General features: G+C 51.3%; 13 protein-coding genes and 1 riboswitch. Of the genes, 5 read left to right on the forward strand and 8 right to left on the reverse strand.

Features of this window, described 5'->3' with window-relative positions:
* The first annotated feature begins 65 nt into the window (after window positions 1–65).
* A complete protein-coding gene (locus BS639_RS04600) occupies window positions 66–833 on the forward strand; it encodes a DedA family protein (RefSeq protein WP_055774815.1) in 768 nt (255 codons plus the stop codon).
* Here BS639_RS04600 and thiQ read toward each other — a convergent pair.
* The 4 genes from thiQ to sgrR form a co-directional block, all read right to left on the reverse strand.
* Window positions 823–1,539 carry a thiamine ABC transporter ATP-binding protein ThiQ gene (gene thiQ, locus BS639_RS04605; RefSeq protein WP_084982365.1) on the reverse strand — a complete coding sequence of 239 codons (717 nt, stop codon included), beginning with the start codon at window positions 1,537–1,539 and terminating at the stop codon, window positions 823–825. The genes BS639_RS04600 and thiQ overlap by 11 nt on opposite strands.
* Window positions 1,523–3,133, reverse strand: coding sequence for a thiamine/thiamine pyrophosphate ABC transporter permease ThiP (gene thiP / locus BS639_RS04610; protein WP_084982366.1), 1,611 nt, complete (start codon window positions 3,131–3,133; stop codon window positions 1,523–1,525). Before thiP ends, thiQ begins: the two co-directional genes overlap by 17 nt.
* Window positions 3,109–4,095, reverse strand: coding sequence for a thiamine ABC transporter substrate binding subunit (gene thiB / locus BS639_RS04615; protein WP_055775277.1), 987 nt, complete (start codon window positions 4,093–4,095; stop codon window positions 3,109–3,111). The genes thiP and thiB overlap by 25 nt, the downstream gene beginning before the upstream one ends.
* Window positions 4,096–4,176: 81 nt before the next feature.
* A riboswitch (TPP riboswitch) is annotated at window positions 4,177–4,299 on the reverse strand.
* A 39-nt stretch (window positions 4,300–4,338) separates the two neighbouring features.
* Complete coding sequence (sgrR, locus tag BS639_RS04620) at window positions 4,339–6,000, reverse strand: HTH-type transcriptional regulator SgrR (RefSeq protein ID WP_084982367.1); 1,662 nt, start codon at window positions 5,998–6,000, stop codon at window positions 4,339–4,341.
* 265 nt (window positions 6,001–6,265) lie between these two features.
* On the opposite strand from sgrR, the gene BS639_RS04625 reads away from it, so the two are divergent.
* On the forward strand, window positions 6,266–7,429 hold the full coding sequence (locus tag BS639_RS04625) for an MFS transporter (RefSeq protein WP_055774829.1): 1,164 nt from the start codon (window positions 6,266–6,268) through the stop codon (window positions 7,427–7,429).
* 50 nt (window positions 7,430–7,479) lie between these two features.
* On the opposite strand, the gene leuD is transcribed toward BS639_RS04625, so the two are convergent.
* The 4 genes from leuD to leuA are packed head-to-tail and all read right to left on the reverse strand — an operon-like array spanning window position 7,480 to window position 12,200.
* Window positions 7,480–8,082 carry a 3-isopropylmalate dehydratase small subunit gene (leuD, locus tag BS639_RS04630; protein WP_084982368.1) on the reverse strand — a complete coding sequence of 201 codons (603 nt, stop codon included), beginning with the start codon at window positions 8,080–8,082 and terminating at the stop codon, window positions 7,480–7,482.
* Window positions 8,083–8,092: 10 nt separating this feature from the next.
* The gene (gene leuC, locus BS639_RS04635; protein WP_084982369.1) at window positions 8,093–9,493 is read right to left on the reverse strand and encodes a 3-isopropylmalate dehydratase large subunit; all 1,401 of its coding nucleotides are present in this window, start codon (window positions 9,491–9,493) and stop codon (window positions 8,093–8,095) included.
* Window positions 9,493–10,584, reverse strand: a complete 1,092-nt coding sequence (leuB, locus tag BS639_RS04640; RefSeq protein WP_055774838.1) for a 3-isopropylmalate dehydrogenase — start codon at window positions 10,582–10,584, stop codon at window positions 9,493–9,495. The genes leuC and leuB overlap by 1 nt, the downstream gene beginning before the upstream one ends.
* Before the next feature lie 2 nt (window positions 10,585–10,586).
* Window positions 10,587–12,200 carry a 2-isopropylmalate synthase gene (leuA, locus tag BS639_RS04645; RefSeq protein WP_055774842.1) on the reverse strand — a complete coding sequence of 538 codons (1,614 nt, stop codon included), beginning with the start codon at window positions 12,198–12,200 and terminating at the stop codon, window positions 10,587–10,589.
* 583 nt (window positions 12,201–12,783) lie between these two features.
* Between leuA and leuO the strand changes: the two genes are divergently transcribed.
* The 3 genes from leuO to ilvN all read left to right on the forward strand — a co-directional run bounded on the left by leuO (window position 12,784) and on the right by ilvN (window position 16,545).
* Window positions 12,784–13,758, forward strand: a complete 975-nt coding sequence (gene leuO / locus BS639_RS04650) for a transcriptional regulator LeuO (RefSeq protein ID WP_084982370.1) — start codon at window positions 12,784–12,786, stop codon at window positions 13,756–13,758.
* 574 nt (window positions 13,759–14,332) lie between these two features.
* On the forward strand, window positions 14,333–16,051 hold the full coding sequence (ilvI, locus tag BS639_RS04655; RefSeq protein ID WP_055774849.1) for an acetolactate synthase 3 large subunit: 1,719 nt from the start codon (window positions 14,333–14,335) through the stop codon (window positions 16,049–16,051).
* Window positions 16,052–16,053: 2 nt separating this feature from the next.
* Entirely contained in the window at window positions 16,054–16,545 is a 492-nt protein-coding gene (gene ilvN / locus BS639_RS04660) for an acetolactate synthase small subunit (protein ID WP_009634704.1), read from the forward strand.
* The last annotated feature ends 249 nt before the right edge of the window (window positions 16,546–16,794 follow it).

Here is a 16,794-nt window from a genome sequence, read left to right on the forward strand (position 1 = left end):
TTGAACTACATGAAGTAATAAAAGGTTTGCTGTACGCCTGATGCGTATCTTAACTCTGGAATTTTATGGAAGCCTATCTACAACATTTAGTCGCTCAGTCAGTCGGTTTTGCTCTAATTATTGTTTCCGTTGTGGCATTTTTCGAGTCATTGGCACTGGTAGGATTGCTATTGCCCGGCACGGTCATGATGGCAACCTTGGGTACGCTGATTGGCAGTGGCCAAGTGGGCCTGTATGAAGCTTGGTTAGCCGCGGGGTTGGGCTGTTTTCTAGGCGACTGGGTATCGTACTTTATGGGTCGAGGATTCAAAGGACCGTTACATAATTGGTCGTTTTTGAAACGCTATCAGGCGCTGCTCGATAAAACCGGCTACGCCCTTGAGCGCCACAGCTTTGCAACGGTTATTCTTGGGCGTTTTATTGGGCCTACGCGTCCGCTGGTTCCGCTGGTGGCGGGTATGTTAAATCTACCACCGTTAAAATTCGCACCGCCGAACATTGTCGGCTGCATTACCTGGCCACCGGTGTACTTTTTACCGGGCATTCTTGCCGGTGTGGCTATCGATATTCCCCACAGTCACAGCAGTACGGTGTTTAAGTGGACGCTGTTTATTACCGTAGTGCTTATCTGGTTAAGCGCTTGGTTGGTGTGGCGTTGGGTGCGTTCTGGTAAGGCCAGCGCTGACGCTGTTTCTGCCTGGTTACCGTTAGCGCGTTTGCGCTGGGTTAGCGTGCTGAGCATGTCCGCCACGTTGGTGAGCATTTTTATGCTGAGCAAGCAGCCTTTGATGCCGATTTATGCACACCTGCTCTTCAAGGTTATTACTCGCTAACCCGAATTGCCTTGGCTATTCCCAATATTTCGGCTTCCGCTACGGTGCCATCAATGAGTGCCTGAGTGGGGCCGTCGTAATAGATACGGCCATCGACTACCAGCAGCGTTCTTTCGGCGATGCGTGCCGCGTCATCAAGATTGTGCGACACCATCATTAGCGTGAGTTGCTGCTGATGGCAGACATCGTTGAGCAGCGTAAGCATCTCGCTGCGCAGTGCTGGATCCAGCGCGGAAAAAGGCTCATCGAGCAGCAAAATCGGCTGGCTACGCAGCAGGCACCTAGCCAGTGCTACGCGCTGACGCTGGCCTCCGGAAAGCTGCGACGGAAGACGATCCAGACACGCCTCCAGCCCGACCTGCTGTGCGCGTTCCTGTAGCTTCTGCTTTTGTTCTGCGCTGAGTTTCAGGCCCGGATGCAGTCCCAACCCCATGTTTTGGCGTACTGTGAGATGTGAAAACAGGTTATTTTCCTGAAACAGCATCGAGACAGGCCGTTTGGCGGGCGGAGTTTGGGTATGATCCTGTTGATTTAGCTCGATTTTCCCCAATCCAGGCAAAAGAAAACCGGCAATCAGGCTGAGCAGGGTACTTTTACCTGCGCCGCTAGGACCGAGAATGGCGACTCGCTCACCGGCCGCAACGTGTAAATCGAAGCGCATCGGCAAATTTTCGTACAGATAAGTGACTTTATTGAGTGTCAGCATGGCGGCCCGGTAATCTTTCGATGAGGGTAAACAGCAAGAAGCAGAGTATTAACAGCAGCATGGCGGTCACCGCCCCTTGTTGCGTACGGTAAGACCCCATTTGCTGATAGAGATAGAAAGGCAAGGTGCGGAAACTTTCGTTACCAAACAGGGCAATAACGCCAAAATCACCCAGCGACAGCACGCAGGCAAACGCCAATGCCTGCGTCATTGGGCGTTTAAGCGCGCTGAGTTCAATCCATCGCAGTCGATTCCAGCCGTGCATATCAAGCGAAAGGCACAGCTGAGAGTAGCGTTCGGCCACGTCGCGCATCGGGTTTTCAAGCACTTTTAGCGCATAGGGAACGGCCATCAGGGCGTTAGTGAGTATCACCAGCGGCCACGGCGACTGCGGCAGGCCGACGCTGTCGTTGAGCAGTAAAAAGAAGCCAGTGGCGAGCACGATACCGGGCATCGCTAAAATCAGCATGCCCGAAAGCTCTAATCCCTGACCCCAGCTAGCCCGCTGACGCAGGCGCAGCTCGCGGCTGCTCCACAGCAACATCGTTGCCAGCAGCAGACACAGTATTCCGCTGCCCGCAGCCAGACGCAGCGACATCCATAGCGACTGCCAAAGCGCCTGTTGGTGAAGCACGTCGAGCAGGCTGTGATTGAGGCCACCGACAATCACCGCCAGCAGTGGCGGTACAATAAGTAGTAGCGCGAGGGCAATGAGCAGGGTGTCGCACACTCGGCGAAAAGCGGAGTCGGCAGGGTCACGCCAGCGCTGCGCGTGAGTGTGGCCCACCGGTAAAGCCTGGCTGAGCTTTTGGCTTAACAGCACCAATCCCAAACAGCAAAAAAGTTGGATGAGGGCCAATAGGGCCGCGCGTCCAAGGTTGTAGTCGTAGCTGAGGGCCTGATAAATAGCCAACTCAATGGTCGTGGCCTTGGGGCCGCCGCCGAGGGACAAGACGGTGGCAAAACTGGCAAAACACAGCATAAAAATCAGCGCAGCGGCGGGTAAAATTTGCCGTTTGAGGGCTGGCCACTCGACAAATCTGAACTGTTGCCAGCCGTTCATGCCCAGCTGTGCGGCAATTTGACGCTGCTCAATGGCAACGTTTTCAAGCGATTGCAGCAGCAGGCGCGTAGCCAGCGGTAGATTGAAAAATACGTGAGCGAGCAGAATGCCCTGCAGGCCATAGGGTGAAAATCGATATTGCAGCCCGAGCATGGTGCACAGCGCGGCGAGCCACCCTTCGCGGCCATAAACGCTAAGAATACCAAATACCGCCACCAACACCGGCAGCACCAGTGTCATGGCGCAAAGCCTCAGCAGCCATTGCCGGCCCGGAAAGCGCCGACGATAAAGGCTTCTTGCCAACAGAATGGCAGGCAGCACTGAGCACAGCGCTGACAGAAGCGCCTGCCAAAAGGTGAAACGAATAACGTGCCACAAATAACTATCCTGCCAGAGCGACTGTACCGAGAGTTCCGGCGCGTGGCGCAACAGCGACCCCAGTGCCAAACCGGCAACTAGCAGGATAATCAGTCCGGCTATAACGCCTGGCCACAGCCAGGACGGTATCAGTGGCTGACGGCGTTCTGCCATGCCTGGATCCATTTACTGCGATTTTCTGCCACGGTTTTAGCGCTGTATTGCAGTGAAATAGCCGGGACGGTGAGGGTATCGTAACCGGCTGGCAAAGGAGTTTTCACTACTGGATACATCCAGTTGCCGGTCGGGATAGCATTCTGGAATCCAGGGCTGGTGACAAACTTCATAAATTGAGCTGCCAACTGCGGGTGTTTGCTGGCGGCGAGCTGCCCGGCGACTTCAACCTGCATATAGTGGCCTTCGCTGAAGTTGGCCGCCGCATAGTTGTCTTTTTTCTCTTCGATAATGTGATACGCCGGGGAAGTGGTGTAGCTCAAGACCAAATCGCTCTCACCTTTAAGGAACAGACCGTAGGCTTCGCTCCATCCCTTGGTGACGGTGACCGTTTTTTTCGCCAACTTCTGCCAGGCCTCTGGGGCTTTATCGCCATAGACTTTCTGCATCCATAACAACAGGCCCAGACCCGGCGTGCTGGTGCGAGGGTCTTCATAAATGATTTTCCACGGCTGTGGGCTGTCGACCAGATCCTGCAAGCTTTTCGGCGGGTTTTTCAGTTTGTCTTTGTTATAAACGAAGGCGAAATAGCCATAGTCATAAGGCACGAAAGTGCTGTCGTTCCAGCCGCCAGGAATATCCAGATGCGTTTTATCAACCGCGGATTTGGCGAAGAGGCCCGTTTGTTCGGCGGCCTGTAGCAGATTATTATCCAATCCAACAACGACGTCAGCCGGGCTGTTTTTCCCTTCCATACGCAGACGGTTAAGCAGAGATACGCCGTCTTCGAGCGGTACGTATTTCAGTTCACAGCCGCAATCGGCTTCAAACGCTTTTTTAATCGCTGGGCCAGGGCCCCAATCGGCAGAGAAAGAGTCGTAGGTGTAGACGGTCAGAACGGGCTTGGCGGCCAGCGCCGGGGCAGAAACAATCAGCAGGCAGGGCAGTAATTTTTTAAACACTTTGCACTCCATCTTTTACCTTCAAAAGTAAAAAGAACTTTTACTGTGAAAAGAACAGGCGTGGCAAAGGACTTTGAGTCAGCAAAATGCACTCTCAAATCCCTTCGCCGGTATTAACCGGATCAGGTTCGACGGGTTTTTTCTCAGCCTCCTCACTCTTCGCCGCATTGCGCATCGAGTCATTCAGCACCCCGTTGAGAACGGCGCTATTGTAGAGATTATGTGACAGGGTTGAAAGCAGGTTTATGCCTCCGGAGGCGCAAACCAGGCAGATTTAAAGTCAAACCAGCCCAGCGTGTTCATTCTTACGCCGCGCATGCTGCGCTGTCCTTGCAGTAATAACCAGTGGTGAAACAGCGGGTGAATATGTCCCTCATTAACCAAATGGTGGGTCCATTCTGCCAACGCAAGCTCGCCTGCTCGCCACCTGTGGGCCGTTTCTTGTAGTCGGTCGCCCAAACAAAACTGCATCAGCGGCAGTTCAAACAGTGTCGCAAACAGTGAGAATTCAATTGGCAGTGTAAAGTTGGCACTGCCGAGCCAGATATCACTCTCGGCATCGCCCTGGTGCCAACTGGCGTAGTCCACGACCTGTACTTTAAGTTTAACATCATGTTCGGCAAGCAGCGGTGCCATGGCCTGACAGATATCCTGATACTCGGAGTGATCGCTGTAAAAGGTAATAGTCAACTCGGTAATATCGACAGGCTTTGGCCGCTGTATCTGCGGACGGCGGTGATGCCAGCGGGGCAATAGGCCATAGGCCGGTGACCAATAGCGCTGATAAGCCGGTGCCGAGGCATTGAGCAAAGCAATCGGGTTGAACACTTCTCGCAGCCATTCGCACAGTGCCGAGTTGCTACCTGTTGCCGAACGTTGGTCAAACAGCACAAAGTAGCACCCCTCTTCCAGCCGACTTTCAAGCTCATCGTTGGCTGTATCGTCAGCTTGCAGCTGTACGCCAGAGTGAACCAACTCTTCCGTCAGCTCTGGCAAGACCCAGATATTGACTTCGTCGAGCAGTGCGCGATAGCCAAAGTAGTCATCGAATGCGCGTATTTTTAGCTGTGTTTGCTGATTTTGCACCACTGCATAGGGGCCGGTGCCAATAGGATGGCGAGCAAAATCTTCCAACGACTGCCATTCCTGCGGCAAAATAAGTGCATGCACGCTACCCAACAGCCAAGGCAGCCAGTTGTCAGGTGTGTGAAGATGAATATCAATAACGTTGGCCGTCAGCGATTCAACGCGGGAAATATGGGTAAACAGCGGATGACTTTCAAGGCGAGCAAAAGTGCTGATGATATCGGCCATTTCCAGCTCTCTGCCGTGGTGAAAATGAATGGCCGGACGAAGGTAAAATCGCCAGTGAAGCGGAGAAATCTCCTGCCAGTGATGGGCAATGTCACCCCGAAGTTCCCCATTTTCCTCATTTATGCCAACCAGTCCGCTAAATATTTGTCGGGCTAAATGCGTCTCGGAGCGCCGCAGCATGGTGCCGGGCAACAGGTTGGGCAGGGATCGATAGTAGAGCACGCGCAGAATGTGTTTACCTTGGCGAAAGCGGCGGCCCAACTGTGATAGCAGCATTTGGCGCACCACGGTTTTATCACCCACCAGTTGCACCAGTTGGTCTACGCGGTCTTGATCAATCAACTCCTCGGCCCGCAGTCGCTGCACCGCCAGACCGGTAAAAAGAAAAGTCAGTCGCGACCTTTTGCCTCGCCCGACCTCCGCCTCCCAGTGTATCCAACCTTCCAGTTGCATCTTGTTGAGCAGTGAGCGCATATGTCTACGCGAGCAGTTAACCACCTCGCTCAGGGCCTGGAGCGTGGTCTCGGTGGATTCGCCGTGGCAAAACTGCCATAAACGAAGGAACTGTTGTTGCAGGCGAGTCGATGACATAAAAGAGGAACTCCGCTGGGAAAACTCATCAATTTATCTTTCCCTATATTACGCAGATAATCTTCATCAACCAAGAGTCCTGTGCAGTGATGCTCGGTTCCTCATGTATATGAACAGCGCCACTAATAGCTAACAATTTTCTGAGTAATGGTGAAATGTCGCCAGCCAGTGAGGCAACTCACTGGTTTTTTTATGCTTGCTATCTTACGCTTGGTGTTGACTGGATGTTATTAGCCTACAGCTTCACTGCTATCAGGGATGGTTTATGTCTCCACGCCGTTTATCACTTATTTTTGCTACCTTTTTACTGGTCTCCTTCCTGACGGGCATCGCGGGTGCGCTGCAGGCGCCCACTTTAAGCCTGTTCTTAACGAATGAGGTTAAAGTTCGGCCGCTGTGGGTTGGGCTGTTTTATACCGTTAACGCGTTGGCGGGCATTGTCATCAGCTTTTTATTGGCCAATTATTCCGATAAGCAGGGCGATCGCCGAAAACTACTGTTTTTTTGCACCATTATGGCGATTGGTAACGCGCTGGTATTTGCCTACAGTCGCGACTACCTGGTGCTGATAAGCGTAGGTGTACTGCTGGCAGCTATCGGTAATGCCTCCATGCCACAGTTATTTGCGCTCGCGCGTGAGTATGCAGACCGATCTGCACGCGAAGTCGTTATGTTTAGCTCAATGATGCGAGCAACGCTGTCGCTGGCCTGGGTACTGGGTCCGCCTATTTCATTCATGTTGGCCCTGAACTACGGCTTTACGCTGATGTATCTCTGCGCCGCGGGGGTATTCGTTTTTAGCGCATTGATGGTGTGGTTCTTTCTTCCCTCGGTAGGAAGAGTCGAGCAACCGGTTGATACTGTGGTCGTACACGTCAGCGCGTGGAAAAATAAAGATGTGCGCTTGCTGTTCTTTGCCTCACTGTTGATGTGGACCTGCAACATTATGTACATCATTGATATGCCTCTGTATATCACCGCAGACATGGGGTTGCCTGAAGGGTTGGCCGGGCTTTTGATGGGGACAGCAGCAGGGCTTGAGATCCCGGTCATGCTGATTGCCGGCTATCTGGTGAAAAGAACCGGCAAACATCGCCTTATGCTGTTTGCTTCTGCATTTGGGGTGCTGTTTTATTTGGGGTTAATCCTGTTCCAGTTCAAAGCGGCACTGATGCTTTTACAACTGTTCAACGCTGTTTTTATCGGTATTATCGCCGGCATCGGTATGCTCTATTTTCAGGATTTGATGCCGGGAAGAGCCGGATCCGCGACCACGCTTTTTACCAACAGCATTTCAACCGGCGCCATATTGGCGGGTGTATTGCAGGGAACTATCGTCGAAAACTTTGGGCATTATCAGGTTTACTGCGTGGCGCTTGCGCTGGCTATCGTGGCGCTGTTGCTTATGTGGCGAGTTAAAAATGTCTAACCCGCCGGGCGGCGGGGTAGAGTTAATTGCAAATCCTGTTATCCACGGACTTAGCGCATAAACGACGGCTGAGTTTTCTCATAGGCCGAAATGCTTTCTTCGTGTTGCAGCGTCAGACCAATACTGTCGAGACCGTTTATCATGCAGTGACGGCGGAAGCTGTCTATTTCGAAGGGATAGTGTTTGCCACCGGCGCGTACTTCCTGATTTTCGAGATCCACGTCAAAGTGGATGCCTTCATTTTCCATGGCTAATGTGAACAGCTCATCGATTTGATCTTCAGTGAGCGTCACTGGCAGCAGTTGGTTGTTAAACGCATTATTATAGAAAATGTCGGCAAAACTTGGCGCAATAACAGCATGAAAACCATAGTCAGTTAATGCCCAAGGAGCATGCTCGCGTGACGAACCGCTGCCAAAGTTTTCTCGTGCCAACAGGATGCTCGCACCCTTATATTCAGGTTGATTCAGAATAAAATCAGGGTTTGGCGTATAGCCTTGACCTTCGAAATAACGCCAATCATAAAAAAGGAACTGACCAAAGCCAACGCGCGTCACCATTTGCAGAAACTGCTTTGGCACGATGGCATCGGTATCAACGTTTGCCACGTCTAACGGCACGACTAACCCGGTATGCGTAATGAATTTTGCCATGGGGGTTTCCTTAGTTCAGTTCGCGGATGTCGGCGAAATGGCCGGTCACAGCAGCCGCCGCTGCCATTGCAGGACTCACCAGATGCGTGCGTCCACCGCGACCCTGACGGCCTTCAAAATTTCGGTTGCTGGTTGATGCGCAGCGCTCGCCCGGATTCAGGCGGTCATTGTTCATCGCCAGACACATTGAGCATCCCGGCAGACGCCATTCGAAACCGGCATCGAGAAAAATTTTGTCCAACCCCTCCTGTTCGGCCTGCGCCTTGACCGGACCTGAACCCGGAACCACGATAGCCTGCACGCCGCTGGCCACTTTACGGCCTTTAGCCACGGCCGCCGCTGCACGCAGGTCTTCAATACGCGAATTGGTGCATGAGCCAATAAACACTTTGTCGATGGCCACGTCAGTCAGTTTGATACCAGGCTGCAAGTCCATATAGGCCAAGGCTTTTTGTGCCGAAGCGCGCTCAACCGGATCGCTGAATGACTCAGGGAACGGAATGGTCTGATTAACGCCCATCACCTGTCCCGGGTTGGTGCCCCAAGTTACCTGAGGATCAATGTCGGCCACGTCCAAGGTAACAATTTTGTCAAACACCGCGTCAGCATCGCTTTTCATGGTTTCCCAATAGGCGACGGCGTCGTCCCATTCCTGGCCTTTAGGGGCAAACTGACGGCCCTTGAGATAGGCATAGGTCGTTTCATCGGAGGCAACCAAGCCTGCCTTGGCACCCAGCTCAATGGACATATTGCACAGGGTCATACGACCTTCCATGCTCAATGCTTGCACCGCGGGTCCACAGTATTCGACCACGTGGCCCGTGCCGCCCGCGGTGCCCGTTTGACCGATCACCGCCAGCACGATATCTTTGGCCGTAATGCCAAATGGCGCATCGCCGACAATTTCGATTTTCATCGTTTTGGCGCGGCCCTGTTTCAAGGTTTGCGTCGCCAACACGTGTTCGACTTCGGAGGTGCCGATACCAAACGCCAATGCGCCAAACGCGCCGTGGGTTGAGGTATGAGAATCGCCGCAGACCAGCGTCATGCCCGGTAACGTCAATCCCTGTTCAGGCCCCATGACGTGAACGATACCCTGAAAAGGGTGCTTCAGGTCGTATAACTCAATGCCAAATTCGGCGCAGTTCTTGATGAGTTCCTGCATCTGAATTCGCGCCATCTCGCCGCTGGCATTAATGTCTTTGGTCTGAGTTGAAACGTTATGATCCATGGTGCCAAAGGTTTTACCTGGCTGGCGCACGCCGCGATTCATCGCTCTCAGGCCATCAAAGGCCTGTGGAGTCGTGACTTCGTGAATCATATGGCGATCGATGTACAGCAGCGGGGTCTCGTTTTCAGCTTCGAACACCACGTGCGCATCGAATAATTTTTGATATAACGTTCTGGACATTACGCCCCCTCAGCAACAACGCTTGCGATAATATCGCCCATTTCGCGAGTTCCTACCGCATGTCCACCGTTTGCCAAATCGCCCGTACGATGACCCCGATCCAATACTTTATTGACTGCCTGTTCTATTGCGGTAGCCGCCTCTTCGGCGCCCAGACTGTAGCGCAGCAGCAGTGCCAGAGAGAGAATTTGCGCAATCGGGTTAGCGATGTCTTTACCGGCGATATCTGGCGCGGAGCCGCCCGCAGGTTCAAACAAACCAAACGACTGCTCATTCATGCTGGCAGAAGGCAGCATGCCCATTGAGCCGGTAATCATCGCGCACTCGTCGGACAAAATATCGCCAAACAGGTTGGAGCACAGCATGATGTCAAACTGCGAAGGATCTTTGATGAGCTGCATAGTGGCATTATCGATATACATGTGCGTCAGGCTGACGTCAGGATAATCCTTGGCCACTTCGCCCACCACTTCACGCCACAAAATAGAGGACTGCAACACGTTAGCTTTATCAATCGACGTCACTTTGTTGCGGCGTTTACGCGCTGACTCGAAGGCAATACGGGCAATACGCTCAATCTCGAAGCGATAATAGACTTCGGTATCAAAGGCTTTTTCATGCATGCCCTGTCCTTCACGGCCTTTCGGCTGACCGAAATAGATACCGCCGGTTAACTCACGCACGCACAGAATGTCGAAGCCTCTGGCGGCGATATCACTGCGCAGCGGGCAAAATGCTTCGAGTCCTTTATAAAGGCGGGCAGGGCGCAGGTTGCTGAACAGCTTAAAGTGTTTACGCAGCGGTAATAATGCCCCGCGCTCCGGCTGAGAGTCAGCGGGCAGATGCTCCCATTTTGGACCACCGACCGAACCAAACAGAATAGCGTCAGCCTGCTCGCAGCCTGCAATAGTGGTGGCAGGCAGCGGCGTGCCGTGGTTATCAATGGCAGCGCCACCGATGTCGTATTCGCTGGTGGTGATGTTCAAACCAAAACGCTGACGAACCGCTTCCAGCACTTTGTAAGCCTGAGCCATAACTTCCGGGCCGATTCCGTCACCGGGTAATACAGCAATATGATGGGTCTTACTCATGTTCACACCGTTTCCTGATTATTTTGTTTGCTATTCAGTTTGTCGTTCTGATTTTCATTCAATGAGTTACGATCGTTTTGCAGGCGTTGTTTCTCTTTTTCTACCTGCTTGCTGCGCCAAATACTGTTCAGCACATGCACCATCGCTTTCGCGGAGGACTCGACGATATCAGTCGCCAGCCCAACGCCGTGAAAACGACGCCCTTGGTAAGACACCACCACATCAACCTGGCCCAGTGCATCACGGCCGTGACCTTTTGCAGTCAGTTGATATTTGATTAATTCGATGGGATAGCCAGTAATGCGGTTAATGGCCTGATAGACGGCATCGACCGGTCCATTGCCCGTTGCGGCTTCTGTTTTGATCTCTTCGCCGCAGCCCAAATTAACCGAAGCAGCGGCAGTAATGCTGGAACCCGACTGCACGCTGAAGTTTTCCAGACGGTAAAATTCTGGCTCTTCCTGCTGTTTGTTGATAAATACCAAGGCTTCCAAGTCATAGTCAAACACCTGACCTTTCTTATCGGCCAGTTGCAGGAAGGCGCTATACAGATGATCCATATTATAGTCGGATTCTTTATAGCCCATCTCTTCCATACGGTGTTTCACCGCAGCACGGCCGGATCGCGAAGTCAGGTTTAGCTGTACCTGATTCAGGCCGATAGATTCCGGAGTCATAATCTCATAGTTTTCACGGTTCTTCAGAACGCCATCCTGGTGAATTCCTGAGGAGTGGGCAAAGGCGTTTGAACCGACGATAGCCTTGTTGCCCGGGATGGGCATATTGGTTATCTGGCTGACAATTTGGCTGGTGCGATAGATTTCTTTATGATTGATGTTGGTGTGAACCTGCATGTAGTCCGAGCGGGTTTTGATAGCCATAATGACTTCTTCCAACGCGGTATTACCGGCGCGCTCACCGATACCGTTCAGCGTGCCTTCTACCTGGCGAGCACCGGCCTGAATCGCGGCAATGGAGTTACCTACTGCCATGCCCAGATCGTCGTGGCAGTGCACAGAGATAATCGCTTTGTCGATGTTGGGTACGCGTTCGTACAAATTAGTAATGATCCCGCTGAACTGATGAGGGGTGGTGTAACCGACGGTGTCGGGGATATTGATCGTCGTTGCACCAGCCTTGATGGCGGCTTCAACGACGCGACACAGGTTATCCAGCGGCGTACGGCCCGCATCTTCACATGAGAATTCAACGTCGTCGGTGTAGTTACGCGCTCTTTTAACCGAATGCACCGCCATATCCAGTACCTGTTCGAACGAGCGTTTTAATTTTGATTCAATGTGCAGGGTCGATGTGGCCAGGAACACGTGTATACGGAAAGCCTCGGCGACGCGCAGCGCTTCAGCAGCCACGTCAATATCGTTATCCACACAGCGTGCCAGACCACAAACGCGGCTGTTTTTGATCTGGCGAGCAATCGTTTGTACTGACTCGAAATCACCAGGAGAAGATACTGGGAACCCAACTTCCATTACGTCTACGCCCATTCTTTCCAGCGCAATCGCGATTTGCAGTTTGTCTTTAACACTCAGACTTGCCTGTAAAGACTGTTCACCGTCGCGCAGCGTGGTATCGAAAATAATGACTTGATCGCTCATTTTTATGTCCCTTGTCTTGTTGACTTTCGCGCTGTGCGGATAAAAAAAAACCCGCGCATTTGCGCGGGTTTGCTGACTGTGGAGGCTGGAATCAGTTCTGATTTTCACCCACTGGCATACCGCGCAATTTTTCTGCGTTGAGTAGTAGGCCTAGTAGACGGGTGAATTTAAACATGTGTATTTCAGCTTCTCGTAATTGGGTGGCGTTGTGCCTGTGCCTTAAATTGATACGTGAATGCGTTGTTGATGTCAACTTAAGAATGCTGCGAGGCTAAACATGGGGATGACAATAGTCTAGGGTTGGTGCGGTATAAAGTTCTGCATTTCATTAAAAGGTTAGTGTAATGGTTTGTCGAGAGAGTTCTTAGCATTAGGAGGAGATGAATTATCAGGTTTTACTCAGATTTGATGCGTTTTTTAAGCCGATTATCATGAATTACTCACAGGGCAGACCTGTCTTTTAGGTTAGCTTAATTACAGGGTATTCGATGCTATAGATAAGCTGTTTAATATCACCTATTAGTATGAATGGCATTTACCTCGTTGGTTCAAATGAACTTATCTTTCTAATTTGGGAGGCGTAATGACGGACATTATTCTAGATAAAGCTCAGGATGAGAAAATCTCCAAAAATAAGATTCCGACCAGTCATGAGGATAATCATTTACGCCGTGCAGATTTAAATTTATTGACGGTATTTGATGCGGTAATGCAGTTGCAAAATATCACGCGTGCAGCACGCATGTTGGGCATGTCTCAACCCGCGGTAAGCAATGCGGTGTCGCGTTTAAAAAATATGTTCAGCGATGAGCTGTTCGTGCGGTCCGGTCGAGGAATTGAACCTACCGCAAGAGCACATCAGCTTTATGGTCCCATCAGGCAGGCGCTGCAGCTGGTAACTAACGAGTTGCCGGGATTGGGATTTGACCCGCAAACGAGCAGAAGGCAGTTTTCGATAACTATCAGCAGCCCGTTGGATCTGCTGCTTGCTCCTAAAATCCTAAACGTGTTAAGTCAGGCATCGAGCGGCGTCACGCTGAATATCGAATCACTGGTCAATGAAAATATCGAGAATCAACTTCGCTATCAGGAGTTGGAATTCGCTATTGATTATCGCTGTATCGACCGTTCAGATTTTTATAATCAGCTGCTTTTCGAAGATGAGCTGGTGATTATCTCTTCAAATAATCATCCCCGCATCGATCAGCAAGAGAGTCAGCGCTATTTTTTTACTGAGAAGCATGCGGTTGTGAGGCTGAGTGGGCACTCTTCTTTTAGTTTCCCTTATTATAATACGGCGGAAACCCAGGAAAAAGTGTGTTATCAGGGGGCTAGCCTGATTAGCGTAATGGAAATCGTGTCACGCACAGAAATGGTGGCATTGGTTCCTAAATGGCTAGCATTATTAAGTTCTGAAAGATTGAATCTTAGAATTGACAGCCTAAGTTGGTTAGATAATAAGTTAAACAGTTATTTGTCGTGGCATGAGTCAGCCAGTAAAGATAAAGGAAACTTGTGGATGAAAGAGCTGCTTACCCAGTGTGTAAGTATGCCTTAAAGTATTTTCAGCGATTAATAGCAACTTCTTCAGGTTATCTGGTTTTTTATACTGCCCTTAGCGGTTGACTATTTTATCCGTGATTTTGCCTTGGCAACGTTCGACCAATCTAAAATGGGCTCACTTCTCTCATCGCGGCAATGAGAGGTGAGTTCGTCTGTATGCGCCAACACTTCAGTGTTTTACTGAGAAATCAACAAGACCTGCCCATGCAAAGTGTTTTAACGTGATGTAAATCACATTATTCGTTTTTCCCAACTGTGTCATATACGGCCATAATTTAATTCTGTAATTCAATCCCCCTTCGTTATATACCTTAATTGTCAGGCCCATTAAGTGGTTTTTTATGCCGAGATGTCTGCAATTGACAGCAACCACGCGTCACCTTCCTATGTTTGAGATCTTTTGTCATTTGCCTGCCCCCTATTCTGACGTTAAGGTAATCAGTTATATCGCAGAACATTAAAGAACAGTACAGAAGGGTGCCAAGCCCTCTTACCCCGGATTAGGGAAAGATTTCCGACATCCAATTGAAACGAGTCGTCACAAAGAACACAAGCCTGGAGGCAAACCCATGGAGATGTTGTCAGGAGCCGAGATGGTCGTCCGGTCGTTAATCGATCAGGGCGTAAAACATGTATTCGGTTATCCCGGCGGAGCGGTGTTGGATATCTATGATGCCCTGCACACGGTCGGCGGGATTGATCATGTGCTAGTCAGACATGAGCAGGGCGCAGTGCATATGGCCGATGGCTATGCGCGTGCGACGGGAGAAGTCGGCGTGGTGTTGGTGACCTCAGGTCCGGGTGCAACCAACGCTATCACCGGTATTGCTACGGCGTACATGGATTCCATTCCCTTGGTGGTGCTATCTGGTCAGGTTCACAGCTCGCTGATTGGTTACGATGCCTTCCAGGAATGTGACATGGTCGGGATTTCCCGTCCGATTGTTAAACACAGCTTCTTGGTGAAGCGTGCTGAAGATATTCCAACCGTTTTGAAGAAAGCCTTCTTTCTGGCTTCAACCGGTAGACCGGGGCCGGTGGTTATCGACCTGCCTAAAGACGTGGTCAATCCTCAGATAAAACTGCCTTATGCTTATCCTGAGCAGGTTTCGATGCGCTCCTATAACCCGACGGTGCAGGGGCATCGCGGGCAGATTAAACGCGCGCTGCAAACGCTAATGGCGGCTAAAAAGCCGGTTTTATACGTGGGTGGCGGGGCGGTAAATTCTGAATGCAGCGACGAACTCATTAAACTGGCTGAGAAGTTAAACCTTCCAGTGACCTCAACGCTGATGGGGCTGGGCGCATTCCCCGGCACGCATCGTCAGAGCGTGGGCATGCTCGGCATGCACGGCACTTACGAAGCTAACATGACGATGCACAATGCCGACCTGATTTTCGGCGTGGGCGTACGTTTTGACGACCGTACTACCAACAATCTGGAAAAATACTGCCCTAACGCGACCATCATGCACATTGATATCGACCCAACGTCAATTTCTAAGACGGTCAATGCCGATATTCCAATCGTTGGCGATGCCAAACAGACGCTGGAGCAAATGCTTGAGCTGCTGGAAAGCGCCGAAGACAAGCAGGAGTTTGATGCGCTGCGTGACTGGTGGCAGAGCATTGAGCAGTGGCGAGCGAAAAACTGCCTCGGTTATGACAAAAATACTGGCACCATCAAACCGCAGGCGGTAATCGAAACGCTGCACCGTTTGACCAAGGGCGAGGCGTATGTCACCTCCGACGTGGGCCAGCATCAGATGTTTGCCGCACTGTATTATCAGTTCGACAAACCGCGCCGCTGGATCAACTCCGGTGGTTTGGGCACCATGGGCTTTGGTTTGCCCGCCGCTTTGGGTGTTAAACTGGCCCTGCCTGATGAAACGGTAGTTTGCGTTACCGGCGATGGCAGCATTCAGATGAACATTCAGGAGCTCTCCACTGCTTTGCAGTACGATTTGCCGGTAGTTGTTGTAAACCTGAACAACGGTTATCTGGGCATGGTTAAGCAGTGGCAGGACATGATCTATTCCGGCCGTCATTCGCAGTCCTACATGCAGTCGCTGCCTGACTTCGTGAAACTGGCTGAGGCCTACGGACACGTCGGGATCGCCATTCGCCATCCTGATGAGCTGGAGAGCAAGCTGGCTGAAGCGCTGGCACAGAAAAATCGTCTGGTATTTGTCGATATCAGCGTAGATGAAACCGAACACGTTTACCCAATGTTAATCCGTGGCGGTGGAATGGACGAAATGTGGTTAAGCAAAACGGAGAGGACCTAATCATGCGCCGGATTTTATCTGTACTGTTAGAAAATGAATCAGGCGCACTGTCTCGCGTTGTCGGGCTTTTTTCGCAGCGTGGTTACAACATTGAAAGCCTGACCGTTGCCCCAACGGACGATCCCACTTTGTCTCGCATGACTATTCAGACGGTCGGTGATGCCAAGGTGCTGGAGCAAATCGAGAAGCAGCTGCACAAGCTGGTTGACGTGTTACGGGTGAACGAGTTGGTTCAGGGTGCACACGTTGAGCGCGAGATAATGCTGGTTAAACTTCAGGCCTCAGGCTACGGCCGTGAAGAAATCAAACGCTCGACAGAAATCTTCCGTGGGCAGATTGTTGACGTGACTGCTACGCTTTACACGGTTCAGCTTGCAGGCACCAGCGACAAACTTGACGCCTTCCTCAATACGGTTCGCGACGTGGCCGAAATTGTGGAAGTGGCACGTTCGGGCGTGGTTGGCGTATCTCGCGGTGACAAAGTGATGCGTTAAGGCCGATTAGCCGCTTTTTTATGCGGCAAATTTTTGTCGCCTAACCCTCTTTCAAAAGCTCAACTTCGGTTGGGCTTTTTTAATGCCTGAAGCTACATTTTTTCTACTGGCTAAGGACTTATGGTAAAACACCTTGCCGAGTAGGGTCTTCTCAGGTTAGATATTGAGAGTATTTACTTCAATTAAGGGGTTCTTGGTGAAACTGGATGAAATCGCGAGGTTAGCGGGTGTTTCGCGTACCACTGCCAG

Source organism: Rouxiella silvae (assembly GCF_002093625.1).
In the GTDB taxonomy this organism is placed as follows: Bacteria; Pseudomonadota; Gammaproteobacteria; order Enterobacterales; family Enterobacteriaceae; genus Rouxiella; species Rouxiella silvae.